The organism is Candidatus Enterococcus willemsii, assembly GCF_009933335.1.
Lineage (GTDB): Bacteria > Bacillota > Bacilli > Lactobacillales > Enterococcaceae > Enterococcus_F > Enterococcus_F willemsii.
Window position 1 is genome coordinate 1 of record NZ_MAEL01000057.1, and the last position, 24,366, is coordinate 24,366.

General features: G+C 35.1%; 21 protein-coding genes and 1 pseudogene. 20 read left to right on the top strand and 2 right to left on the bottom strand.

Features of this window, described 5'->3' with window-relative positions:
* The first annotated feature begins 128 nt into the window (after positions 1-128).
* The 4 genes from BAU17_RS12740 (at position 129) to BAU17_RS12755 (ending at position 3,555) form a co-directional block, all read left to right on the top strand.
* The gene (locus tag BAU17_RS12740; RefSeq protein ID WP_161903211.1) at positions 129-1,421 is read left to right on the top strand and encodes an ABC transporter substrate-binding protein; all 1,293 of its coding nucleotides are present in this window, start codon (positions 129-131) and stop codon (positions 1,419-1,421) included.
* Positions 1,422-1,491: 70 nt separating this feature from the next.
* Positions 1,492-2,379 carry a carbohydrate ABC transporter permease gene (locus tag BAU17_RS12745; protein WP_161903316.1) on the top strand — a complete coding sequence of 296 codons (888 nt, stop codon included), beginning with the start codon at positions 1,492-1,494 and terminating at the stop codon, positions 2,377-2,379.
* Between the two features lie 29 nt (positions 2,380-2,408).
* Positions 2,409-3,224 carry a carbohydrate ABC transporter permease gene (locus tag BAU17_RS12750; protein WP_161903212.1) on the top strand — a complete coding sequence of 272 codons (816 nt, stop codon included), beginning with the start codon at positions 2,409-2,411 and terminating at the stop codon, positions 3,222-3,224.
* A gap of 43 nt (positions 3,225-3,267) precedes the next feature.
* Positions 3,268-3,555 carry a YrhK family protein gene (locus BAU17_RS12755; RefSeq protein WP_161903213.1) on the top strand — a complete coding sequence of 96 codons (288 nt, stop codon included), beginning with the start codon at positions 3,268-3,270 and terminating at the stop codon, positions 3,553-3,555.
* 134 nt (positions 3,556-3,689) lie between these two features.
* On the opposite strand, the gene BAU17_RS12760 is transcribed toward BAU17_RS12755, so the two are convergent.
* On the bottom strand, positions 3,690-4,802 hold the full coding sequence (locus tag BAU17_RS12760; protein WP_161903214.1) for a hypothetical protein: 1,113 nt from the start codon (positions 4,800-4,802) through the stop codon (positions 3,690-3,692).
* 173 nt (positions 4,803-4,975) lie between these two features.
* Between BAU17_RS12760 and BAU17_RS12765 the strand changes: the two genes are divergently transcribed.
* From BAU17_RS12765 to BAU17_RS12830, 14 genes and pseudogenes are all read left to right on the top strand, one after another.
* Complete coding sequence (locus tag BAU17_RS12765) at positions 4,976-5,716, top strand: ABC transporter ATP-binding protein (protein ID WP_161903215.1); 741 nt, start codon at positions 4,976-4,978, stop codon at positions 5,714-5,716.
* Positions 5,716-6,498, top strand: a complete 783-nt coding sequence (locus tag BAU17_RS12770) for an ABC transporter permease (RefSeq protein WP_161903216.1) — start codon at positions 5,716-5,718, stop codon at positions 6,496-6,498. The genes BAU17_RS12765 and BAU17_RS12770 overlap by 1 nt, the downstream gene beginning before the upstream one ends.
* Positions 6,499-6,515: 17 nt before the next feature.
* A complete protein-coding gene (locus BAU17_RS12775; protein ID WP_161903217.1) occupies positions 6,516-7,229 on the top strand; it encodes a hypothetical protein in 714 nt (237 codons plus the stop codon).
* Positions 7,230-7,243: 14 nt separating this feature from the next.
* Positions 7,244-7,924, top strand: a complete 681-nt coding sequence (locus tag BAU17_RS12780; protein ID WP_161903218.1) for a response regulator transcription factor — start codon at positions 7,244-7,246, stop codon at positions 7,922-7,924.
* Positions 7,921-8,949 (top strand): HAMP domain-containing sensor histidine kinase, encoded by a 1,029-nt coding sequence (locus tag BAU17_RS12785; RefSeq protein WP_161903219.1) that lies wholly within the window; start codon positions 7,921-7,923, stop codon positions 8,947-8,949. Before BAU17_RS12780 ends, BAU17_RS12785 begins: the two co-directional genes overlap by 4 nt.
* A 243-nt stretch (positions 8,950-9,192) precedes the next feature.
* Positions 9,193-10,041 carry a PRD domain-containing protein gene (locus BAU17_RS12790; RefSeq protein ID WP_161903220.1) on the top strand — a complete coding sequence of 283 codons (849 nt, stop codon included), beginning with the start codon at positions 9,193-9,195 and terminating at the stop codon, positions 10,039-10,041.
* The gene (locus BAU17_RS12795) at positions 10,042-11,904 is read left to right on the top strand and encodes a beta-glucoside-specific PTS transporter subunit IIABC (protein WP_161903221.1); all 1,863 of its coding nucleotides are present in this window, start codon (positions 10,042-10,044) and stop codon (positions 11,902-11,904) included.
* A 19-nt stretch (positions 11,905-11,923) separates the two neighbouring features.
* Complete coding sequence (locus tag BAU17_RS12800) at positions 11,924-13,354, top strand: glycoside hydrolase family 1 protein (RefSeq protein ID WP_161903317.1); 1,431 nt, start codon at positions 11,924-11,926, stop codon at positions 13,352-13,354.
* Between the two features lie 138 nt (positions 13,355-13,492).
* Positions 13,493-14,164 carry a response regulator transcription factor gene (locus BAU17_RS12805; protein WP_161903222.1) on the top strand — a complete coding sequence of 224 codons (672 nt, stop codon included), beginning with the start codon at positions 13,493-13,495 and terminating at the stop codon, positions 14,162-14,164.
* Positions 14,154-15,152: a sensor histidine kinase gene (locus BAU17_RS12810; protein ID WP_161903223.1), complete on the top strand. Its 999-nt coding sequence runs from the start codon at positions 14,154-14,156 to the stop codon at positions 15,150-15,152. The genes BAU17_RS12805 and BAU17_RS12810 overlap by 11 nt, the downstream gene beginning before the upstream one ends.
* Before the next feature lie 116 nt (positions 15,153-15,268).
* Positions 15,269-16,036: pseudogene (locus tag BAU17_RS12815) on the top strand (ABC transporter ATP-binding protein).
* Positions 16,029-18,056 (top strand): ABC transporter permease, encoded by a 2,028-nt coding sequence (locus BAU17_RS12820; protein ID WP_161903224.1) that lies wholly within the window; start codon positions 16,029-16,031, stop codon positions 18,054-18,056. Before BAU17_RS12815 ends, BAU17_RS12820 begins: the two are co-directional and overlap by 8 nt.
* Positions 18,057-18,068: 12 nt before the next feature.
* Entirely contained in the window at positions 18,069-18,353 is a 285-nt protein-coding gene (locus BAU17_RS12825) for a hypothetical protein (RefSeq protein ID WP_161903225.1), read from the top strand.
* A 13-nt stretch (positions 18,354-18,366) separates the two neighbouring features.
* A complete protein-coding gene (locus BAU17_RS12830) occupies positions 18,367-18,606 on the top strand; it encodes a hypothetical protein (RefSeq protein ID WP_161903226.1) in 240 nt (79 codons plus the stop codon).
* Positions 18,607-18,638: 32 nt separating this feature from the next.
* On the opposite strand, the gene BAU17_RS12835 is transcribed toward BAU17_RS12830, so the two are convergent.
* Positions 18,639-20,117: a helix-turn-helix domain-containing protein gene (locus tag BAU17_RS12835; RefSeq protein WP_161903227.1), complete on the bottom strand. Its 1,479-nt coding sequence runs from the start codon at positions 20,115-20,117 to the stop codon at positions 18,639-18,641.
* A 261-nt stretch (positions 20,118-20,378) separates the two neighbouring features.
* On the opposite strand from BAU17_RS12835, the gene BAU17_RS12840 reads away from it, so the two are divergent.
* Together BAU17_RS12840 and BAU17_RS12845 are read left to right on the top strand one after the other, a co-directional pair.
* Positions 20,379-23,609 (top strand): SpaA isopeptide-forming pilin-related protein, encoded by a 3,231-nt coding sequence (locus BAU17_RS12840; RefSeq protein WP_161903228.1) that lies wholly within the window; start codon positions 20,379-20,381, stop codon positions 23,607-23,609.
* The gene (locus tag BAU17_RS12845; RefSeq protein WP_161903318.1) at positions 23,606-24,343 is read left to right on the top strand and encodes a pilin N-terminal domain-containing protein; all 738 of its coding nucleotides are present in this window, start codon (positions 23,606-23,608) and stop codon (positions 24,341-24,343) included. Before BAU17_RS12840 ends, BAU17_RS12845 begins: the two co-directional genes overlap by 4 nt.
* Positions 24,344-24,366 lie beyond the last annotated feature (23 nt).

Here is a 24,366-nt window from a genome sequence, read left to right on the forward strand (position 1 = left end):
GAGAAATAATAGATTAAAGGCATTCACAAAGCCATAAAGGAGGGGATGTGCGTTGTTAAATTACAACTATATGTAATCGTTTCCTGTCGTCAGAAGGTTTGGTTATAAATTTATGAGGAGGAATTAAAATGAAAAAAATAGTGTTAAGTATGCTGTTATTATTTTTAATTGCAGGTTGTAAAAACAACAATACAGAGACCTCTGCAAATAAAGAAGGAAATCAATTAACTGTTTGGGCATGGGACAAAAACTTTAACATCCCAATTATGGAAAAAGCTGGCGAATATTATAACAAAGAGAACAAAACAAAAATTGAAGTAAATGTGGTTGAAATGTCTAATGATGATACCAAACAAAAAATGGTTTCTGGTTTCACTTCGGGTGTAAACGAAGGACTTCCAGATATTGTATTGATGGATGATTATGATATTCAAAATTATTTGTCCAATTATGAAGGGAAATTTGCTCCATTGAGTGATGCAATTGATTTTAGTCAATTTGCTGAGTATAAAGTAGACAATGGGACATATAAAAAGGAGGTGTATGCTGTTCCTTTTGACTCTGGATCAGCGGGGCTTTATTATCGTACAGATTACTTAAAAGAAGCTGGCTACACCGAAAAAGATATGGAGAATTTAACTTGGTCTCAATTTCTTACGATTGGGAAAGACGTGAAAGAAAAAACTGGAAAATGGTTTTTAGCTTTTATCCCAAATAGAGGCACGCATTATATTCAATTAGCGATGCAATCAGCAGGACTTTGGTATTTTGATGACAAACAAGAAATCTTTTTAAAAAATAATCCAGCAGTAAGAGAAATGGTGCAAATTTTAAAAGAAATTAATGACAATCAGTTAGCCAAACCTGTTGATTACTTTGCTCCTGAAGGAATAGGTGCAGTCACTAATGGGGATGTGGCAGCAGTTAATTCGGCGATTTGGTTTTCAGCGACGATACGCTCAGCAGAAGACCAAAAAGGAAAATGGGCATATACGAATTTACCTCGATTGGAAAAAACAGAAAACGCAACACCGTATTCGAATTTAGGCGGATCAAGTTGGTTGGTATTAAATGATTCTCCGAATAAAGAGTTGGCGATTCAATTTCTGAATGAGATTTTTGCTGGTAATGAAGAATTTTACCAAGACATCTTGTTAACAAATGGTGCAGTAGGAACGTACAAACCGTCTCAAGAAGGTGACGCGTATCTGTCTAAAGATAGTTTCTTCAATGATAAACTAATCTATAAAGATTTTTCTGAATGGATGAATGAGATTCCACCTGTCGATTATGGTAAAAATACACAAGCAGCAATCGATGCCCTCCGTTCGGTTTTACAAGATTATTTTGACGGTAAATTAACCTTAGATGAAATGCTTGAAGAAGCAGAGAATAATTATAACGCGCAAACAGGTAAATAATCAAAAGACAGTTATATATGCAATTAGTATACGATGCTAATTGCATATGTAACAAAGAGGAGTGATTACTATCTTATTTAAAAGTTCTCGACAAACAAACCCAACTGAACAGAAAAATGTTTGGAAATTTATCATATTTTCGATAGTTTTAAGTACGATCTTTTTAATCTATCCCATCATCTATTCTATGTACTTATCCTTGCATAGCATGGAAGGATTGCAATCGACATTTGTTGGTTTTGATAATTATTTACGCATGTTTCAAGACAAAACTTTTCTCAAAGCTTTACTCAATAACTTTACTTTTCTAATTTTTCAAGTTCCTTTTATGGTGTTATTAGGTTTATTTTTAGCTTTTTTATTAAATAGTCCGAAGTTAATCGGTCGTAATTTTTTTAAACTGGCTTTATTTTTACCAAGTGTCACAGCCTTAGTTTCTTATGCCGTATTATTTAAGATGCTTTTTCAAATTGGTGGGATTGTCAATCGATTCTTTTTAGCCATTTCTTTGATTAATCAACCGATTGATTGGCTCAATCATCCATTTTGGGCAAAAGTAACTGTTATTGTTGCTTTGTGTTGGCGGTGGACTGGCTATAATATGATTTTTTATTTAGCAGGTTTGCAAAACATTTCTGATGATACATTGGAGGCAGCTGACATCGATGGTGCAAATAGTCGACAAAAATTTTTTCATATCATCATTCCGCAACTTAAACCAGTTATTCTTTTTACAACTATTACTTCTACAATTGGCACACTTCAATTGTTTGATGAAGTAGTTAACTTAACTGGCGGAGGACCCTCTAATGAAACATTGACTGCTGCTCAGTTAATCTATAATCATTCTTTTGTTTACACATCCAATTTTGGTTATTCCGCTACATTGTCATGGGTGTTAGTCATAATAATTGCGATTTTATCGATTATCCAACTAAAAGTAACCAAAGAAAAGTAGTGTAATGCTATCAAAAAAAGGAGGATAATATGCGTAAATTTCTTTTTGTTTCATTCAAATACTGTTCATTGTTTTTTATCTCTTTGCTATCTATCTTTCCATTCTATTGGATGGTTGTAAGTACCACAAATACAACCAATCAAATCGCAGCTGGCAAGTTGACTGTAGGAAATCAATTAATGAATAATATAGAGCAACTGTTTTCAGCGTATGATATTCCGTTAATCATGTGGAATTCTTTGAAGATTACGATTTTAAGTGTGGTGTTAAGTTTAGTGGTTACTTCTCTTGCTGCTTTTGGTTTTGAAAAGTTTCAAACAAAAACAAGTGAAAGAATTTATTCCTTGTTGTTAATATTTATGATAGTCCCTTTGGCAAGCTTGGTTATCCCTTTGTTTAAAATGATGGCTGGTTTCCAACTTGTCAATAATCCCTTGTCAATTATCTTGTTGTCGATAAACAATTTGTTTTTGATTTTCTTTTTTCGACAAAATTTTAAATCTTTTCCAGATGGTATTTTAGATGCGAGTAAAATTGAAGGAGCTGGAGATTATACTATTTTCTTTAAAATTGTGGTGCCAATGATGAAATCGACTTATGCTGCGGGAGCAATCTATTCGTTTATGAATACTTGGAATAGTTATTTGTTGCCTTTGATTTTTTTACAAACAGAGGATAAATTCACCATGACCCTACTGATTTCTAGTTTATCTACGGAATCATACGTAGCGAACTATAATATTCAAATGATAGCAATTGTGATTGCAACGTTTCCGACATTGATTTTATTTATGCTTATGCAAAAAGGTTTTGTAAAAGGAATGACAGGTTCATTAAAACTTTAGAGATGTGTAACTAATAATTAAAAAAGCTATGAGGGAAACCAATATGCCAAAAATTAAAAAGAAGACTCGTGAAATTGATAAGAATGTTGAAGAAGATATTGAAATTCAAGTTTCTCGCTTTAAATTATATTTGCAAAATCGCTACAACTTAATTTCTTTACTCGTGGATTTTTTGACAGGGATTTTTTATGTTTTAGGAAGTATAGCCATGTTAACCAAAATGCCTGATATCTACGGAACAATTCTGTCCTTGCTAGGCGGTATATTTTTAACTATTCGACCAATCTTACGCATTATAAAAAATGTTTTTATATACAAAAATAAAAAGTGATTGGGAAATTGCGTCTTTTGTTAAGTTTTGTCGCTTTAAGCAGTGTTTTAATAATTGAGCTAATGAAAAAACTGGAAGCCTACTATTTTATTGAATAGTGGGCTTTGTTCTATTTTAAAAGGCGATACATCCTATCATTCTTTCCTAGCAAGGGTATCGTTCTCTTCAGAATAAATCAAACGAAGCTGATGTTGCATTTTTTGTTCGGTATTCTCAAAAATATCGATAGTAATCGTTTTTCCATCTCGAGCCATTTCATAAACAATATGTTTTTTTGGAATGTCGTTGGGGTATTCTTGTTTGATTTTCTCACGTATATGTTTGTTTAGTTGTTCGCTAATTTTAGCCTTGTCAGTTTCTAAATAGGGTCGCTCACTTTGAGACTTACGTTCAAAATAAGCGTTACGTGCTTGCTCGATTTTAGGTAATAGTTTTGGAATAGGATTATCTGTCTTCTCTTTTGTTAAATTCACGTACCATTTATAAATATCTTTGGGCAGGGCGGTGTTTAAATCTGAAAATGTATAGTCGGATTGTGCTTCAATTTCTTTTGCCAGTGTGAGGTACTCCTCATATTCTTGGTTCACTAACAAGTCTAGTTCTGGATAGTTCATTGCTAAATCATGATAGAGTATCTTTAATTGTTCTGATAAATCGTCTGTCAAAGTAGTTGCTTTAAACCAATACGCCATCAAATGATAATCATCAACTTCTAGCAATTGTTCTAAGTTAATAGGTTCGTGTCCTGCTAATTGGTCTTTTACATAAGTAATTTGTTCTGAATCGTGAGAACGTTTAAATGTCACGGAATTTTGTAATGTATCTTCCTGAGCATTGTACTTATAGATAAAAGGTTGAGGATTGAATGGTTCTGGTTCACCATATTCTTCTATAAATGCGTCCGTATCCCAAGAAAAAACATATTGCGTCTGACCATCTATTTCTTGTTTATCGAAATTTGTCAGATGATAAATTTTATCTCCCGAAATATATGCTTGATTGGTAATTGCAAATGATTGATTTTGCTCATTTGACCAAACACCAATAATCTCATCCAGTGCATGTGGATTAATAAGATTTTCTTGTTCAGAGGATGATTCCGTTTGACTGCTATATTGAGTAGTTGTCGTATTGGTACTTTGTTCAGTTGTTTGGGTAGAGGTTGCTGATTGGTTCGTCTCATTTGAACTGCAAGCGGTTGCTAAAAAGATTGGAATAAATAACAGAGACACAATCGTTTTCTTCATAAAAATCTCCTCCGTAAAAAGTTGGTTAATTTAAGGGTACCTGAGAAGAGTAAAAAGTGTCAAGGATAGCTAGGAATGAAAGTGACTTTATCAAAACTTTATACATGCTTTATCTGAACTATATATTGACTTGTTATACTTCATGTATCTTAAAACAGAGGAGACGAAGTAGGATGGAAAATTCATTAGAAAATGTGTTGACGATTACTAATCTAAATAAAAGTATTTCAGGACAAAAGATTGTTGATAATGTTAGTTTGCAAATTAAAGAAGGAGATATTTATGGATTTTTGGGTCCCAATGGTGCGGGAAAAACTACTACTTTGCGAATGATTATGCAGCTTGTATTTCCGGATTCTGGCGAAATTTTCATCAGCAATAAATCAGTGGCAAAAAATGCGATACAAGCATTATCAAAAGTAGGTTCGATTATAGAGAACCCAACTTTTTATTTACATCTCACAGCTTTTCAAAATTTAAAACTGAGTGCAATACTTTCCTTAGAAACGATTGATAACGCGAGAATTCATGAGGTATTAACAATCGTTGGTTTATCACATGTAAAAGAGAAGAGAGTCAAGACTTTTTCTTTAGGAATGAAGCAACGCCTAGGTTTGGCAAATGCTTTATTAGGACATCCTCGGTTAATTATTCTGGATGAACCGACAAATGGTGTTGATCCTCAAGGGTTACGAGAATTAAAAGTAATTATCAAAAAACTCGCTGCAAAAGAGCACATCACCTTCTTAATATCCAGCCATATGTTACGTGAAATGGATGGTTTGTGTCATAAGGCAGCGTTTATTCAAAGAGGAAAGATTGTTGAACATGGTGAGATTCCATCTTTAATGAAGAAATACCATGTCTCTAATCTAGAAGATTTATTCTTTGCGTGTATAGAGGAGGAAAAGTGATGAGAAATATGCTAAGTCTACTCCTCTTTGAATTAAAACGTTTGGTACGTTCGAGATTACTTTGGCTCTATGGAGGTTTTTCTGTGTTGGTTGAATTAATTACCATTTTCATCTATTACACGTATGGAGCGGATACCACTGTTATCTTGACGCCAAATGCTCAATCTATTCCGATTCAAATGTTACAGGCAAGTCTGACATTTTCTGCTTTGTTTGTGGGTCTTTATGTAGGAGATGTCTATATTCAAGATAGAAATAATGGCACCATCAAATTAGTGTTGTTACGTTCTGTTTCACGTCTGCAATACTTTATGACGCGTATAATTGGGATTTTTATGTTTTCTCTCCTGATGACAATTATTAGTCTATTAGCAGGTTATTTAATTGGAGTGATTTTCTTTGGTTGGGGAGATTATTTTGAATTTTATGATGTTGTGGCAAGTGGGGCACAAGGTGTTTTGTATACATTATTAGGAGGTGTGGCATTTTCTTTTGCCTATTTTGTATTTGGAATACTCGCATTATTATTGGCTTTATTTACAGAACGTGTCTCAATGCTAGCTATGATTGCAGCAGGATCGACCTTGATTGGTCAGTATGTCTTGCTTTTTCCAAGTGTTAAACAATTTACAATATTTCAGCAACTGCTCTTTTTCCACATTGATTGGTTCACTCAATCGATGAGCCATAACTTAATCAATCTAGCAGTTTTAGTTGGGCATCTTATCGTAGCTAGTGGCGTAGGTTACTTCTTGTTTAAAAAATTAGACTTGAATGTCTAAAGAAAGGATGAAAATCAATGATAAACACATGGAAACACGAAGTTCTTTATATGAAATATTCAAAAAAATATCGGTCAATTCTCTTGCTAGTTGTTGGCTTGACATTATTTTTTACCATCTATTTAGGATTGTCGCAAAATAATTTGGACAATCAAGTAATGAAGAATATTTTTGAACAATTTCGCCCAATTTATTGGATTATTTGTATGTATATGATGACTGATTTACTTTCAACAGATTACCACTCAAAAACCTTGAAAAATAATATTTGGAAGACAACGAGAGGAGTGTATCTCTTGTCTAAAGTGAGCCTGGCAAGTCTGGCATGTTTATTTTTATTGTTGGTTCACTTTGTTACGAGTTGGGCTTTTCTGAATGTAGCAGGTTCAGGTGTTTCATTTACTATGTATCAGCCTTTTTGGTTGTTAGTTGGAGCAAATTTAAGCTTATTGTTTTTTGCTACAATCTTAGCGTTTATCATGACCCTTTTTGAAAATGAGTCTGTCGTAATTGGTGTAGCTATTGGTATGACTTTAGTGGTTTTTATCATTGAATCATTAGATGGTCGTCTCGCTATGTATTTACCTACGATGTTACTGATTACGTTAGAAAACATGAGAAAAACAGAATTAGTTACAACAAGCTTCGTTTTAGTCAGCTATTTTTCTCTCGCTTTCCTGTTATTTCTTGGTACAATTAAATTAATAGATCGAAAAGATATTTATATCTAAGCTAGGAGTTGCTTATGGATAAGAAAATTCTATTAATCGAAGATGATACGGATTTAGCTAAGATGATCGCCATTTATTTACAAAGAGAAGGGTTTTTGACACAAATTGTTACGAATGGCAGTTATGCATTGGAAGAAATTGCGACATACGAACCAGATTTGATTTTATTAGATTTGATGTTGCCCGGAATTGATGGGCTAGAAATTTTGCGACAAGTACGAACGACGTTAACCACTCCAATCATCATCCTTAGTGCAAAGGAGACGGAAATTGATCGTGTGCTCGGACTCAAGCTAGGTGCTGATGATTATGTGACAAAACCTTTTTCAATTAAAGAATTAGTCGCGCGAGTGGAATCTCTGTTTCGTCGTATCGATTTTTTTAAACCTAAGAAACAACCTAGGATTCAATTTAATGATGTCTCGATTGATTGTCTCTCTAAAATTGTCACAAAAAATCGACGAGTGATTGAGCTAACAGCGAAAGAGTATCAATTGTTGCTGTTTTTAATTGAACATCCACATCAAGTATTTAGTAAAGAGCAATTATACCAACAAGTTTGGGCATTTGATCAATTTGGTGATACGAATACCGTGGCAGTGCACATTCAAAAAATTCGTGAAAAATTACTGGAGACTCACAGCATCACGACTGTCAGAGGTGCGGGGTATCGATTTGATGGTGACGTTCAATGAAGAAAAAAATTATCCATCAAATTTTAGCCTTATCATTTATTTTATTTGTCATTCCAACCATCATTCTTTTATTTATCGCAAGAATTGAACGGAGTAATTTGAGTGTTATCTTTTTATTAGTGGGCGGGTATATCGTGATTCTTTTGGGCTGTATTGTGTACCTAATTTACCGCAAAATTTTACTGCCAATTGCTGTTTTACGAAAAGAAACCGGACTCATTTCTCAAGGGGATTTATCAAAAAAGATTACCTATCAGAGTGAAGATGAGATTGGTCAATTTATTCAAGCGTTTGAACAGATGCGACAAGCTCTTTATATTAGGCAGTTAGAGCAAGAACAATTTGAAATTGACCGCAAAGAATTTATCGACAGCATTTCGCATGATTTAAGGACTCCAATCGCTTCTATTTCAGCTTATATAGAAGCATTACAAGATGAAATTGCTCAGACAGAAGAAGAGAAAGAAAATTATTTTTCAGTGATTCAAAGTAAAATTACGATTCTTCAAGAACTATCGAATCAATTGAATTTATCTTATCAATCTTTTGATGCAGTGGCTTTAATTAGAGAAGAAATCTCTTGTTTTGAATGGTCACAAGCATTTGTTCATCGTGTAAAAGCGGATTGTTTGGCGAAAGAATTGGAAGTGAAGATTGATAATCAATTGTCTAGTGATAAAAAAATACTCAAAGTCGATCGTTTGCAGCTGGAACGAGCACTGCAAAACATTTTAGACAACGCCTATCGTTTTACAAGAGAGGTTCTTTTGATAAACATTCGTCAAGACAATCAACACCTGAATATTTCAATCAAAAATGATGGCGTAACAATCAAAAACGATCAGTTACATCAAATCTTCCAAAAATTTTATACCAAGAATGAACAAAATAATGAAGGACATCTAGGTTTAGGGCTAGCTATCACGGATACTTTAATTACAGCGATGGACGGACAGATTACGGCAGCTATATCAAATGGCATGATTTTATTTACAGTGACGTTGCCGTTGTTTGATTTTGAATAAGCGTATAAAAGAGGGAGTAATTGCCAAGATAAAAAATAAATCACTTGTTGAAAGCGTTGACAGATAGTCGTTTTGAGTGTATGATAGAGAAAATTAAATGAAAAAGAACAAATCATGGCGTCGCAGTCATGGTTGTGAGTATGTTACTGGAAACAGGCAGAACTCAAGGAAACAATGAACTTAGGGATTTTTGTACCCTAAATTGGTTGTTTTCTTGAGTTTTTTTTCTGGAAAGGAGGAGCTATGAAAATTCGTCAAATACTTAATAATAATGTGGCTATCGTTAAAAGAGGTGGAATAGAAATTATCGTTATCTCAAAAGGGCTTAGTTTCAAATATAAAGTGGGACAAATGATGAATGAAGCTGACATTGAAAAATCGTATATTTTAGATTCTTATGATAAGTTACAGCATTTTTCTTATTTATTATCTCAGTCAGACCCAGATGATATTTTTTTGATTGATACGATTATATCGACAGCAGAAGCCGAATTAGGGATTCAAGCAAGTGATTACTTAAGTTTGACGTTGCTAGACCACTTAGAATTTCTTTTAGAGCGTGCGGAAAAAGGTCAATTTATTCAAAGCCCATTGATTTGGGATGTGAAACGATTTTATCCAGAATATTTGGCTGTTGGTTTGATGGCTATTCAAAAAATTAGTGAAGCTAAGCAGCTTGAATTACCTGAGGATGAAGCAGTTTCGATTGCATTGCATTTCGTCAATATGCAGGCAACCACTCACGCACAAGAAAAGTCAACTGTGCAAATGCGGGCGTTGGCAGATATGGTGTCTATTATTGAATTACATTTTAAAATTCATTTAGATGAAGAATCAACTAATTATATGCGTTTTATCACACATATCCAATATTTTATCGAACGCATTATCAATCATGAAATTATTGCGGATGAAATCGACTCGATTGTCTTATATCAGCAAGTAGGAAAGTTATACCCAGAAGCATTTAAAGTGGTACAAAAGTTAAAAATTTATATCAACAATCAATTTCAAGCAGACATGTCAATCAGCGAAGAAACATATCTAATGTTACATGTCAATCGCTTAACAAAACGTTTGGAGGAAAACTAAATGCGATATGAAGAATTAAATAAAGCTATTATCGAACTTGTGGGCGGACGAGAAAATATTAAAGCTGTAGCCCATTGTATGACACGTCTACGATTAACATTAAATGATCGTAGTATTGCTCAAACTGACAAAATCAAAGAATTGGATGGGGTCATTGATGTCGTATCAAATGATGTCGCTTATCAAGTAATTATTGGTACTCATGTAAGTGAAGTTTATGCAGAGTTCATGGATCTGCTAGGATTGAAGTCTACAGACGAGACGACTGTATCCAATAAACCTAAAGGAATAAAAGGTATATTTAGTTCAATTTTATCAGTCATTTCAGAGACGATGACTTCTATTATCGAAGTATTATTAGCCGCTGGGATTTTGGCAGGTGTGCTGGCTATTTTGACGCTATCAGGAATTTTATCGGAAGAAAGTTCAACATATATGATTTTAGACACATTACGGGGTGCTGTTTTTTACTTCTTGCCCGTATTTATTGGTGCAGCAGCAGCGAAACGCTTAAATGTCAACCAATACTTTGGTATCGCACTAGCAGTCTCATTACTTTCCGCAAGTATTAATGGGGTTGAAGGTTTATCATTCTTAGGATTACCGATTCAGACGATTGAATATTCAAATACCTTTATTCCTATCTTATTAGGTGTATGGTTTTTATCTCTTGTTCTTAAAGGTCTGGAGCGAATTGTACCAAAAGGTTTACAGTATTTCCTTAATCCAATGATTGCCTTAGTAATTACTTTACCAGTAACTTTACTTTTATTTGGTCCAATCGGTATGTGGATTGGTGCAGGGTTAGACGGTTTCTTTACCTTCTTAATGAATACAATTGGTAATTGGATTGTTGTCGCGCTTTATGCAGCAGTGCAACCATTTTTAGTTGTATTGGGTGCAGCGAATTTCACTTATCCGCTTGTCTTAAATTTTTTAGCGACGTTAGGCTACGATCCAATTTTCAGCGTAGCGTCAACGATTTCTGATATTGCAGTATGTGGGGCAATGTTTGGTTATTTCTTACAAGCAAAAGAGAAGAAACAAAAACAAACCTTTGGTAGTGTGAGTTTTAGTGCGTTGATGGGGATTACAGAACCGGCTGTTTTTGGGGTGTTTGTGAAGTATCGTCGACCATTTTTAGCAGTAATTATCGGTGGTGGTTTAGGTGGTTTGATTGCTGGTTTGGCTGGTGTACGTGCTATGGCACTAGTTTGGGGACTAACTTCCATTCCAACTTATCTAGCAGGAGGTATGAGTAATCTTATTTTTATGGTTATTAGTATGGTTGTGAGTTTTGGTGTTGCGACAGCTGTAGCATATGGCATTGGTATACCTAGTGAAGAAAAATTAGCTGGAAAGGAAACACAAGTAAATATCCCTCAAAAAGAAATGCAAGATAAACATACTATGCCACAAGTGCAATTAGGTAAATTAGCAGAAGGAACAGTTCGTCCATTGAGTGAGGTTTCAGATCAAGCCTTTGCTTCCGGTGCCTTAGGAAAAGGTGTGGCAATCACTCCTATAAATGATAGAACAGAAATCGTATCACCAATAGATGGAACAATAACCGTAGTCTTTCCGACAAAACACGCTTATGGTATTCGCACAGCAGAAGGTGTGGAACTGTTAATTCACATCGGCGTTGATACTGTCAATTTAGAAGGTAAGTATTTTGAATCATTTGTCACACAAGGACAAACAGTCAAAAAAGGTGAAAAAATTGCTTCCTATGAAGTGAATAAAGTAAAAGAAGCTGGTTTTGATCCAGTAATTATTGCGGTTATTACAAACACAACAGATTATTTGGATGTCATCACAGCAAGCACAAATAGTGAACAATTAATGACAGTAGTTTTTTAGGAGGAGCGTGGAAGAAAATATGTTAGACCAATTTTTATGGGGCGGTAGTATTGCTGCTCATCAATGCGAAGGTGGTTGGCAAGAAGGTGGGAAAGGTCCTGCAATTATGGATTTTGTGACCAAAGGAAGTAAAGAAACCGCGCGAACAATTACTTCCGAACAGTTACCGGAATTATCCTATCCTTCACATCAAGGGATTGATTTTTTTCATCGTTATCAAGAGGACATTGCGTTGTTTAAAGAGATGGGTTTTACTGCTTTACGTTTATCGGTTGACTGGTCACGAATTTATCCAAATGGGGATGATGAACAACCCAATCAAGAAGGTCTCGATTTTTATGAAGCAGTGATTGATGCGTTGCTAGAAAATAATATTGAACCGATTGTGACGTTGTACCATTTTGAATTACCCATTCATTTAGTACACCAGTATGGTTCATGGGCAAATCGACGTGTGATTGATTTTTATTTACGTTACTGTGAGACAGTGATGAAAGCATGGAATGGCAAAGTCAGGTATTGGGTGACGTTTAACGAAATGAATCATATTGATCCAGAAAACGAGCATTCCGATATTTTCACCTATATGATTGCCGGTTTGAAGTATAGCGAACTAAAAAATCCTAAACAACAATTAGCCGAAATTGGTTACAATATGACATTAGCAAGTGTCAAAGCAGTTCGTTTAGCACATCGTATAAATGCTAATAATATAGTTGGTTGTGTATTTGGATTAAACCCTATCTACCCTTATAATTGTGATCCTGACAATGTATTGCAAGCATTTTTGGAAAATGACCGTGATTATTATCAAATTGATGCTGTGTGTCAAGGAGCGTTTCCTAAATATAAACTAGCTGAATTTAAGAAAATTGGTTTGGAGATTCAAGTGACTGAAGAAGATAACGAAGATTTCAAACATGGAACACTTGATTTTATTGGACTAAATTATTATTTTTCAAGTATTGCCGAACCAAAAAATAGTGATATTTCAAAAGAGGCTTCTTTATTTGGAGGCATTCAAAATCCCTATTTGGAACAAAGCAAATGGGGATGGGCAATTGATGCAAAAGGGATTCGCTATGTGATGAACTATTTGTATCGACGTTATGGCTTACCGATTATGATTACCGAAAATGGTCTAGGCTCTCCAGATGTTATTGAAGAGGACGGAATCCACGATAGCTATCGAATGACCTATCTTCAAAAACATATTGAACAAGTTCGATTAGCGATAGAAGAAGACTATGTTGAATGTATTGGGTATTTAACATGGGGACCAATTGATTTAGTCAGTGCGTCTACGGGTGAGATGAGTAAGCGTTATGGTTTCATTTATGTTGATTTAGATGATGAAGGCAATGGCACATTACAGCGGAGGAAGAAAGATTCGTTTTATTGGTACAAACAAGTAATTGCTAGCAACGGAAAGAATTTAGCAATAGACTAGTGCATAAGTAGTAAGTAAAATAGAAAGACTCGACAGCAACAGGTTGTCGAGTCTTTCTATTTATGTATGCCTCTAATTAGACAGACATTCCAATTTACGTCATACTAAAGAAAAGGATAGATAAGTGAGGGAAGTGAAATGAAAATATTTATTGTGGAAGACGATGCGGTGATTGCACGTAAGATTCAGCAACATCTCATCAAGTGGAATTTTGATGGCCAAATAGTTAAAGACTTCCAACAAGTACTTTCTGAAATGGCTGCTTTTGACCCTCAGTTGATATTAATGGATATATCCCTGCCATTTTTTGATGGCTATTATTGGTGCAATGAAATTCGAAAGATTTCAAAAGTGCCGATTATCTTTATTTCTTCAGCAATGGATAATATGAATATATTGCGAGCAATTGAATTAGGAGCGGATGATTACATAACGAAACCATTTGATTTAGAGATTTTAATGGCGAAAATCCAAGCAATTTTACGCCGAACGTATGATTTTGGTGATAGTGGGAATCTTTTGGAGCATCAAGGACTGATATTTAATGCAAGTAATTTTACGATAACTTATCAAAATGAAACAATTGAGTTAACAAAAAACGAAGCAAAAATTTTTCAAAAGTTGATGGAAAACAAAGGGAAGATTGTTACGCGAAAGAAATTGATGCTCTTTCTTTGGGAATCAGAAAGTTATGTTGACGATAGTGTGCTCTATACAACAATAAATCGTTTACGGAAGAAGCTAACAGATCTTGGTCTGCAAGGATTCATCGTAACGAAAAAGGGAGAAGGGTATCTGGTTGAAAGTTAAATTGAGATTGTTTCAAAAATATCTTTTGAACCGTAAAATAGTGCTAAGTTTATTTCTTTTCTTTGCTTTAGTGAATTTAGTGGTTGGATATGTCTATCAATTACCAGTCGAGCGTGCGCTATTAAGTATAGCAATTAGTGGATTTGTCGTGCTGATTGTTGGTGCCATTGATTTTATTCGTTTTTATGAGAAACATCGCCTATTGACTCATTTGCGACAAAGAGTTGTGATTGGTTCCATGGAGTTACCAGAAACAAACCAGCTGATTGAAGAAGAGTATCAAAAAATTATTCAAGAAATGCAAGAAGAACTACTGAAGCTAGAAAATACGTTTGAACAGTCCGAACAAGAAATTTTGGATTATTTTACTACCTGGGTGCATCAAATTAAAGTGCCGATTGCATCATTACATTTAATTCTGCAAACAGAAGATTCCGAACTTTCCGATGAAATCTCCGAGCAATTATTTCATATTGACCAATATGTTAATTTAATTTTGCAATATGTCCGTTTGGGTAGTTCTTCGACAGATTACGTTTTTCAAGAAACTTCTCTAGATGAGCTAGTTCGTGAAAATATCAAAAAGTACGCGCCATCCTTTATTCGGAAAAACTTAGCTTTGCATTATGAACCGATAACGTTAACGGTATTGACTGATCCAAAATGGTTGAGTTTTGTCATCGATCAATTATTATCAAATGCAGTGAAATATACAAATCAAGGAGCAGTTTCTATTTATTTGGAGGATCAGCAGTTAGTCATTGAAGATACGGGAATTGGTATTTTACCCGAAGATTTACCGCGTATTGGTGAACGTAATTTTACTGGTTGTACTGGTCGGCAACAGAAAACCGCGACTGGCATTGGTTTGTATCTTTCAAAACAAATCATTGAAAAATTAGGTCATCGTATTTCTGTGTCTTCCGTTCCAAATAAAGGCACCAAAGTAATGATTCAGTTTTCAACCGAACAATTAAAGCTACTCTAACAAAATTGTTAGAAACAAAAGAGAAATGTCAGGTTAGATTATAGCTGGCAGGTTCTCTTTTTTGCTATCGTATAGATAAGAAATACGAGATGTATTTGGAAAGGGAGGAACACGAGATGTCATTATTACAAGTGAAAAATTTAAAGAAAATCTATACAAATCGTTTTGGTGGAAATAAAGTGGCGGCATTGTCAGGTGTCAATTTCGATGTTCGTTCAGGAGAATACATTGCGATTATGGGTGAATCTGGATCAGGAAAAACAACATTGTTAAATATTCTTTCTGCATTAGACCGACCAACAAATGGTCAAGTCTTATTAAACAATCAAGATATTGTACAAATTTCTGAAAAGGAAATATCAAAATTCCGTAGAGAGAATTTAGGATTCGTCTTCCAAGACTTTAATTTGCTCGACACTTTTTCATTAAAAGACAATATCTTTCTGCCGCTTGTTTTATCAGGAAAAAAGTATGTACAAATGGAACGTAAATTAATGCCGATTGCTGAAAAATTGGGTATTCTGCCATTGCTTGATAAATTCCCTTATGAAGTTTCTGGTGGACAAAAACAACGAGCGGCGGTAGCACGGGCCTTAATTGCGGAACCAGAATTAATTCTTGCTGATGAACCGACGGGAGCTCTTGATTCTAAATCGGCAGATGCTTTGTTAGAATTATTCAAGCAAATTAACGACGAAGGATAAACTATCTTAATGGTTACGCATAGTATTCAAGCCGCAAGTCACGCGAGTCGTATTTTATTCATTAAAGATGGCAAGGTTTTCCATGAGCTACACAAAGGACAAGCAAGTAACGATGAAATGTTCCAAAAAATATCACAAACCTTATCGATGTTAAGTGCAGGTGATGAACGTTATGCATAATGGCTTTTATTTAAAAATGGCTGTACAAAATATTCGTAAAAACCAGCGACTGTATTTGCCATTTATTATTTCCAGCATCGGAACGATTATGATGACATTTGTGATACAAGCTATCTCAAGCAACACTGGTTTAACCACGATTCCAGGTGGAAACAATCTACAAACAATTCTTGGAATGGGCTATGTCATTCTCATTTTGTTTTCTGGGGTATTCCTCTTTTATATGAATAGCTTTTTAATGAAAAATCGAAAAAAAGAGTTTGGTATTTACAATATTTTAGGAATGGACAAGCGACACATTACTAAAATGCTGGCGTATGAAATGACGAGCATTTGGTTTATCAGTTTGTCATTGGGTGTTCTTGCAGGTATATTGTTGAACAAAGTAGCGATTTTATTGGTTCGTCGGATGTTGAACGCAGAAGTTGCCTTTGGGTTTGAACTTTCTGCAGAACCAATTGTTTGGACCGCTAGTTTTTTCACATTTATCTTTGTGGTAATTTTAGTGGCGAATATCTTCCAAATCCATTTGGCAAATCCGATCGAATTGTTACGAGGAAGTAATGTGGGTGAGAAAGAGCCTAAGACCAAAATCATTTGGACAATCCTTGGCTTAGTATTGCTAGGAATTGGCTATTATTTAGCACTGACCATCCAATCACCAATTATGGGAATGTCGCTAGTCTTTCTAGCTATCCTCCTGGTCATTTTCGCAACGTATCTATTGTTCACGACTGGAACAATTACTTGGTTGAAATTGCTAAAACGCAATAAAAACTATTACTATCAAACCAAGCATTTTATTCCAGTATCTGGCATGCTCTATCGCATGAAAAAGAATGCGGTCGGTTTAGCGAATATTTCTATTTTATCGGTGGGGGTTATCTTAATGCTCTCGATTGTCGCAGGATTGTATATTTCAACAAATAATTCTGTAGATTCTCAGTATCCAAGCGATGTCGTCTCTGAAGTATCATTGGAAGAATTCAATCAAACAAATGAACAGACTACTAAAGAACAGATTGCTTCAACGATTGAAAAGACAGAAGACGAAACTGGCATCCAGTCAGAAGGGCGTTTGTCCTATACGTATTTGAATTTTCCAGTTCTACGCAGCAAAGAAGGTTTTGAAATAAATGAGGAAGTTTATGCTGTTCAGTCTGATGTCCAGCCCATTTTACTCAATATCATTGATCAAGGCAACTATGAACTAATCACTGGCAAAAAGCTGAATCTGAAAGAAAATCAAGTAGCGATACACGGAACCATTGATCCATATAAAGGAAAAGAGTTAAACATCCAAGAATATACATTTGATGTTGTTCCTACCAAAGAAGTGATTGAAGAGTTCGTTATTGGTAGTGAAACCACGAATCAAGTACAAGAAAGTTACTACATTGTTGTGTCTAACAGTACGATACTCAACCAATTAGCAGATGCACAAAAAGAAATCTTAAATGATTTAGCAGCGAACATTGGTATCTTTACAGAGTTAGATTTACCAGGGGCAAACGCACAACAAGAAATCGATTTTTCTGAAAGATTGCGTAACAATTTCGAGGAAAATGAGTTAATCATTCGCTCAATGGATACGCGTGTGCAAGCAAATGGCAAAATCAGTGCCTTAAGAGGAGGCGTCTTATTCCTTGTGCTAACAATTGCTTTGTTATTGTTAATGATGACTGTGTTAATTATTTATTACAAGCAAATTTCCGAAGCTTATGATGGCAAAGAACGTTTCAATATTATGCAAAAGGTTGGCTTAAGCAACCAGGAAATCCGTCGAGCAATTCGTTCTCAAATTTTGAGCGTCTTTTTCTTACCTGTCTGCGTGACTGGACTACATGTTTTGGCAGTATTCCCACTAATGAAAAAGGCGATGGTTTTAATCATGCTCAATCAAGTCAACTTATTTCCAATTAGCTTGCTCATTGCCTTCGTGATTTATTTACTTGTCTATCTATTGGTTTATCGACTAACCGCACGAACCTATTATAAAATTGTCCAACAAAAAAATTAAGGAGTGAAGAACATGCCACTAACGATAGGAGATTTATTCATTGTATTCGCCGCAGTCTTCGGAGGAATCGGACTTCAAATCTGGCAATCCACTAGAAAGCAGATTTGGTATGGACTACTTTTACCAGCGATTTCTATCGGTTATTCGTTGTATTTAGTACCTAAAGTTTCCTTTTATGAAGAGTTAAACACACAATTTAAAATCGGAATGTATTTGCAACAAAACATGTTAACTATCGGATTGTTAATTATCTTTGGTATCTGCCAATGGCGTAGATATGCTAAGAAAAACCAATAAGGACGTGAGATAGATGGTCGTCGAAGAAGGGACACTTATCTGGTGGGAAGAAACGCAGCAGTATGTAAAAGCAACATCTAACTGTGAGATATTCATCCCATTAGAAGAAATTCATTTATCAGAAGTACGCAAAGAAGATCGTACCAACCTACTACAAGCCATTTGGAGTAGACAAAAGGGTAGCGTCAGCCAACGTATTGGTTACTCGGAAAAACAAGATCAGGAAATAGCGAAAACGCTAGGAGTATGGTAGCAATAAAAAATTTGCTGAGTGTATCATGCAAATTAGAAGTAGAAAAAACAGAGTAAATGACTCAATTTTTTGAGCCATTTACTCTGTTTTTTTGTTTCTACAATATTTTGCAGTGTTCGTTCGATGATGATTAAATCAGTGGGGGACAAAGTACTATGGATAACAAGTAATTGTTGAGTAATTGCAACGGGTTCTAAGTACTCAACAGTACTGATAATCAGAGCTGCTTCTGGTGGTGTTGATACAAATTCAAATTTATAATTTGTTAGCATTTGCATTAAACGAGAAGTTAAATAATCTTGATGTAGTTGTCCAATATCAGAATAAATATAAACTTTGATACTGGGTTTTAAAAAGTCAAAATTCATTAGTTGAATAACTGTTAACAGGGAGACTTGCCTAGTGTAAAACGAACTAGCAAACAAAGGTTGAATTTGGGTCAATTCTGTCCAGAATAATTCAAAGCGCTCCATTAATTCTGGAAATTGTAGACGTGTCTGATCTTCAGAAATCATTTTAACATTATCAAAAAATTCTTTATTAAAAGGAAACGTCTGAATGCTGAGCAATTGTTGGTTAACAGCTGTATAGATTTTTTTCTTCTCTTGTTCAGTCGTATGAAAAAAGTATGTTTCAAAACAAGTTACCCAGTCTTTTGCTGCATGTTCAAAAAAATAATAATTATGAAGGACAAGCTTATCTTTGTATTGAAAATCAAGTCGATTTGACAAATAGAGAAAATATAAATAAAACTCCCAATCAGAAGTATGCCAGTCTGTTAAAAATTGAGGTTTTTCTGGATATTCAAATTGGCGAACATAGCGTAAGACTTTTTCATGAGGATGAATCGTATTTTTAGAAGCGCCATTTTGAGTAATGAAAGTAAAAATAGCTAAACTTTGTAATACATTCTCAGAAAGTGGAATTTCAAGGTAACCAAAGATTTTTTTTGTCATAGAAAGGTAAGTGTTTTTATGAGTAATATGTGGCAATTGATCAATCATACGATGTGTAATGAATAAAAAAATATAACTAAAGCTACGAATCCGATATTCTTCGCCTTTCAAACGAATCTGATTGGACAAAGTAATATGCAATTCATATGGATTTAAAGATTGGTTAATTCTACGTATTCGTGCATAGAGCGCACTCCTAGAAATAAAATGTTTTTCTAAAAATGTATCGGTATCGATAGTTCTCTCTAAAAGGATAGTTCGTAGGAAAGTATAAATGAGGTCCTCAGTCACTAGATATTCAGTAATCCGTTGGGTTTTATTTCCATGTCGCTCAATTTTGATACCTCCGGAAACTTTAATTAAAATTTGTGCTTCATCTGGATGAAAAAGTTCTTGAAAAAGCTCTTTTAATTCTGTACAGGCTTGTTTGACGCTGTGAAAAGAAGGATATTCTAACAGTTCCTGGATTTCTTTGATAGATAGATAGTCTGTTGCGTTATCTAGGACTTCCAAAATATCTCTTTTTAACTTGATACTTTTGTGTAAACCAAACATTCATTTATCCCTCCCACTCAGTTATAACATTTTGAGTTATAAAATAACAAATAGAAAGTTTTATAAACAACGAATAATAAGTTGGAAATGAAAATTTATATTTTTCGTAGATTTATTTAAGATAAATAAGTCATCAAACAGCTGTTATTGCATTACTTTTAGTAAGTATGCAATTTATTTTTCATTTTATGAAAAAAGAATATATGTTCATTCTATGTTTCATAAAATAACAATTAATTTTTTAGTGGAAGGAGAGTGTTTATGAAAAGGATTGTTGCGTGCTTCATCTTAATGGGTTTTATAGTTAGTAATATCTTTTCGCTAGTGGCTACCACGAAAATTTTTGCTGAAACAATTGGAACGGAAAAGACGGTTCTTCTAAATGAAGAAGCAATTACGGTCACTATGGAACGAGCTATCAGTGAAACGCAAATAGATTGGGTGATGCACTATGATGTAACTAGCACAGAGGGGAATCGGAAATTAAAAGTTGCTATGTTTGAAGACGAACGAGTACTTTCCATGCCGACTCATGAAAGTTGGGAGCAAACAGAGAATTGGTTTGTAGAGAAAGATTTTTCTGAGAAGTCCAAGGGAACACTTCATTTTTCAACGTTATCTATTGAAGAGCTAGTGGTGCATATCCAAGTAGATGAGGAGAAAAAGGATGAAGAGGATGTCATTGTTATTCAAGATAGTCTGCCATCGGATTTAGAAGGTCCTCATCGTATCAAGTTAGCACAACAAGAATCAGAAGAATCCACAACAGAAACAGTTGATTCGGAAGAAGTGGTTTCTTCGACAATTGAATCAAAGACAATTGAAAGTATGGACGAGGAACCAGTACCGCATGATGTATTATATCCACGTTTTACGCCATCATATGATGTGGCGAATGTTAGTAATTATCAGGACCCATTCTCTTATGAAGAAGATCCCGTTTTTGGTGGACAAGTGCCCTCAATCAGAACGAAAGAATTTTTAAAAGACTTTGTACAGGGTGAAGTAGATAGAAACAAAGAGCATACGACTCGGAATTTCAGTTATGGGGAAAGTAAATCTAACTACCCCCCAACAATTAACGTGACTGAAGGAACAAAGAATTTTTATAATGGGTATCATTTTTATCAAAATCCTAATTCTGAAAATCCGTTGAATTCAGTATTGACTAAACAATCAGTTCGACCGACCGCTAATCCGTATCAATTTGATATGAAGATAGATATTATTGGCGGTAAAGAGTTACCTCCAAAACCGATTGATATTATTTTTGTTGTCGATAAATCAGCAAGTATGAACAATATTATCGCTGGAGTCAACAAAACACGTTGGGATGTTTTGAAAGAATCATTGGATTTGTTTTCTCATCAACTATTGAAGCCTGAAAATGATATTCAAATGGGAATTGTCGCCTTTGGATCAACGTGGAGTGGTCGATCTACCAGTGATGTCTGGGCAGAAAGTTCGAAGTTTGGTACGTCAGAATTTACAAGCGATCCCAATCAGTTAATGAATAGTTCGGTGGTTAACACATCTCGTACACCGAATGGGAGTGGTACACCTACTTATTTAGGTGTTGAGTTAGGTACCAAAATTTTAACTGAAGATGCACGACCAGAAGCTGAGAAATATTTGATTGTATTAACGGATGGGCTCACTACTTTTTATCCACGTAACAATAGAGGTATTAATCAAGCAACCAAATCATCAGCCCAAGGAAAAGATGTGTATAAATTAACAACGAATAATTTTTCTGGGACTGGGACTGAACAAGGGGCAAATCCACGAAATTCTCTGGCAGGAACGTTAAATTATCTAAGAGATTTTGTTTATACAGATGCGAAATATCCAAATTATGCAAAGATGAATCGCTATGGCATTGGCTTTGGGGTGTCAGGTGCTGATATTGATAATTTATTGGCAGCAATTGGACCAGATGGTCAATATTCTGCGCATGACAATGATTCTTTAGGAAGAGCACTGGATAGAGTTCGAAGAAATATTACTGGGACGTCCGAAGCATTTGATTCCGGTTCATTGATTAATCCTATCAGCCCATTTGTCGAATTAGTTGGTGGAGAGAAAGAAATTACAATTGATGCATTGTCGTTGCAGACGACATCACCGAAGGAATTGCAAGTAGTTTCATCAACAGATACGAAGTTTCCTGACTATGCTCATCAAATAAAAGATAGTTTAACACTTGAAGAAAACGCCATTAAACTTTCAGATATGTATTTAAGTGCGGATGACGAACAGCGCTTTGGGATTCGTATAACATATACGGTGGAATTGAAACCTGAATATCGTGATGGCAAATTTTATCCGACGAATGGTGCTACTGGTGCAGTAGCGGATAACTTTAAGCAAGGTGTTGGTTTTGCAGTTCCTTCAGTTCGTGTGGAATCTTTTGATTTGCCAGTGGAAAAGATTTGGCAAGATCAAGACAATACTTGGCAAACACGATCAGATATCGTCTTGACATTAGAACAATATGTTGACGACAAATGGCAGGCTGTTACTGATAAGCAAGTGATTCTAACAAAAGAGATGACAGGTGAGCAGTTAAAACATGTCTTTGAACAATTGGCAAAAAAAGATAGCAGAGGCGAATTAGCACAGTATCGCTTGGTAGAAACGACAAAAGATGGCAAGTCACGTGTCTATGGTTATGAGAATCCTGATTATTCTCATTCTTCCATTACTGCAGAAACGAAAGAAACACTGCAAGTAACAAATAAATTATTAGTGACTGATATTGAGTTTACGAAGACAGCAAGTGATGACACGCCACTAGCGGGGACAAAATTTGTGTTGGAATCTTCTTTGAAAGAACGCCAAGAAGCGATAGCAGACAAGCAAGGATACGTACGATTTGAAAATTTACCTGTCGGAAGCTATCAATTAGTTGAAACACAACCATTACCTGGTTATGAAAAAATTGCTCCCATCCCTATTGAAATTGTTCAAAATGCCAAAGGACAATTAATGATTGAAGGATTACCGAAGAATAAGCAGATAACCAATCATATTCATCCATTTGAGTTGATTGTTCATAAGATTGATCAATATAAGCAACCGGTGGAAGGTGTAAGTTTTGAGCTAACAACGGAAGATGGCACACTTGTACCTCAGAGTGAGACCCAAGCGGCTAAAAATATCTTTATTTTCGAAAAATTAACGCCTGGGACCTATTATTTAAAAGAAACCAAGGTGCCTGATGCATTCATTAAGTTGACGAAACCAATTACTATTCATATTTCTGAAACGGGGGAAGTATCGATTGAAGGAAAAGGAGAGCTAAAAAATGTTGTTTTAAGTGAATCCAATACCATCGAGCTAAATGTTGTCAATCGAACGAAGGGAATGTTACCGACAACCGGTGGAACAAGTAGATATTTGTATATTATTTGTGCCAGTGTCTTCTTTAGCGCTGCCTTAGTACTAGCAAGTTATCTGTTTTACCGAAATCGGAAGGAGAGAGGATTATGAGAAAAATAAGTTATTTATTCAGTCTTGCTTTCTTTCTATTTCTTGGTAGCTCATATCCAGTGATTGCTGTTGAAGAGGGCCAGTGGGTGCAATTTATATTACACAAACAAGTATATGTAGATACTAAAAAAGCTCCCGAGCGCCAATTGAACACTGGCTTACCACAGATATTAACGGATACTGTTGGTATTAATGGTGCAACGTTTGATGTTTATGATGTATCAGAAATAGTTCAACAAAAGCGTCAAACTCGTTCAATCGAGGCACTTATGCAAGAAATTATGAATACAGATATAGAAGATTTAAAAGCTAAGATACCTTTTAGTCCGCTTCAAACAGTGACTACGACCCAACAGAATGGGGAAGATGGTGTTGGGATAGTAGAATTGTTTGCCCAGGGTGATTCAGCGTTTTTATTTTTAGAAACGAATACGCCACAGATAAACGGTCAAAAAATACTGCAAAAGACTGTACCGATGCTCGTGGTATTACCAATCGAACATCCAGATACAAAGGAAGATTTAACAACAATTCATATTTATCCTAAGAGTAGTATGACTGAAGTGGAACATAAGATTCCACCAAAGCCAACACCCCCAAAAGTTGAAGGATCAAAGAAACCTTGGCTTCCGAAAACTGGTGAAGCAAAATCATTTCTAGCTCTAATTGGCGCAAGCTTGATTTTATTTGTCCTAGTTTATCAACGATATTATCGAAAAAAACAGTTACAGTAACCTAATAAATGATTTAAAGGAGA

Coding starts and splice junctions, on each gene's coding strand:
- BAU17_RS12840 (WP_161903228.1), top strand. CDS start 20,379: ATGAAAAGGATTGTTGCGTGCTTCATCTTAATGGGTTTTATAGTTAGT.
- BAU17_RS12785 (WP_161903219.1), top strand. CDS start 7,921: ATGAAGAAAAAAATTATCCATCAAATTTTAGCCTTATCATTTATTTTA.
- BAU17_RS12800 (WP_161903317.1), top strand. CDS start 11,924: ATGTTAGACCAATTTTTATGGGGCGGTAGTATTGCTGCTCATCAATGC.
- BAU17_RS12845 (WP_161903318.1), top strand. CDS start 23,606: ATGAGAAAAATAAGTTATTTATTCAGTCTTGCTTTCTTTCTATTTCTT.
- BAU17_RS12820 (WP_161903224.1), top strand. CDS start 16,029: ATGCATAATGGCTTTTATTTAAAAATGGCTGTACAAAATATTCGTAAA.
- BAU17_RS12835 (WP_161903227.1), bottom strand. CDS start 20,117: ATGTTTGGTTTACACAAAAGTATCAAGTTAAAAAGAGATATTTTGGAA.
- BAU17_RS12795 (WP_161903221.1), top strand. CDS start 10,042: ATGCGATATGAAGAATTAAATAAAGCTATTATCGAACTTGTGGGCGGA.
- BAU17_RS12830 (WP_161903226.1), top strand. CDS start 18,367: ATGGTCGTCGAAGAAGGGACACTTATCTGGTGGGAAGAAACGCAGCAG.
- BAU17_RS12770 (WP_161903216.1), top strand. CDS start 5,716: ATGAGAAATATGCTAAGTCTACTCCTCTTTGAATTAAAACGTTTGGTA.
- BAU17_RS12755 (WP_161903213.1), top strand. CDS start 3,268: ATGCCAAAAATTAAAAAGAAGACTCGTGAAATTGATAAGAATGTTGAA.
- BAU17_RS12805 (WP_161903222.1), top strand. CDS start 13,493: ATGAAAATATTTATTGTGGAAGACGATGCGGTGATTGCACGTAAGATT.
- BAU17_RS12760 (WP_161903214.1), bottom strand. CDS start 4,802: ATGAAGAAAACGATTGTGTCTCTGTTATTTATTCCAATCTTTTTAGCA.
- BAU17_RS12790 (WP_161903220.1), top strand. CDS start 9,193: ATGAAAATTCGTCAAATACTTAATAATAATGTGGCTATCGTTAAAAGA.
- BAU17_RS12750 (WP_161903212.1), top strand. CDS start 2,409: ATGCGTAAATTTCTTTTTGTTTCATTCAAATACTGTTCATTGTTTTTT.
- BAU17_RS12740 (WP_161903211.1), top strand. CDS start 129: ATGAAAAAAATAGTGTTAAGTATGCTGTTATTATTTTTAATTGCAGGT.
- BAU17_RS12780 (WP_161903218.1), top strand. CDS start 7,244: ATGGATAAGAAAATTCTATTAATCGAAGATGATACGGATTTAGCTAAG.
- BAU17_RS12775 (WP_161903217.1), top strand. CDS start 6,516: ATGATAAACACATGGAAACACGAAGTTCTTTATATGAAATATTCAAAA.
- BAU17_RS12825 (WP_161903225.1), top strand. CDS start 18,069: ATGCCACTAACGATAGGAGATTTATTCATTGTATTCGCCGCAGTCTTC.
- BAU17_RS12765 (WP_161903215.1), top strand. CDS start 4,976: ATGGAAAATTCATTAGAAAATGTGTTGACGATTACTAATCTAAATAAA.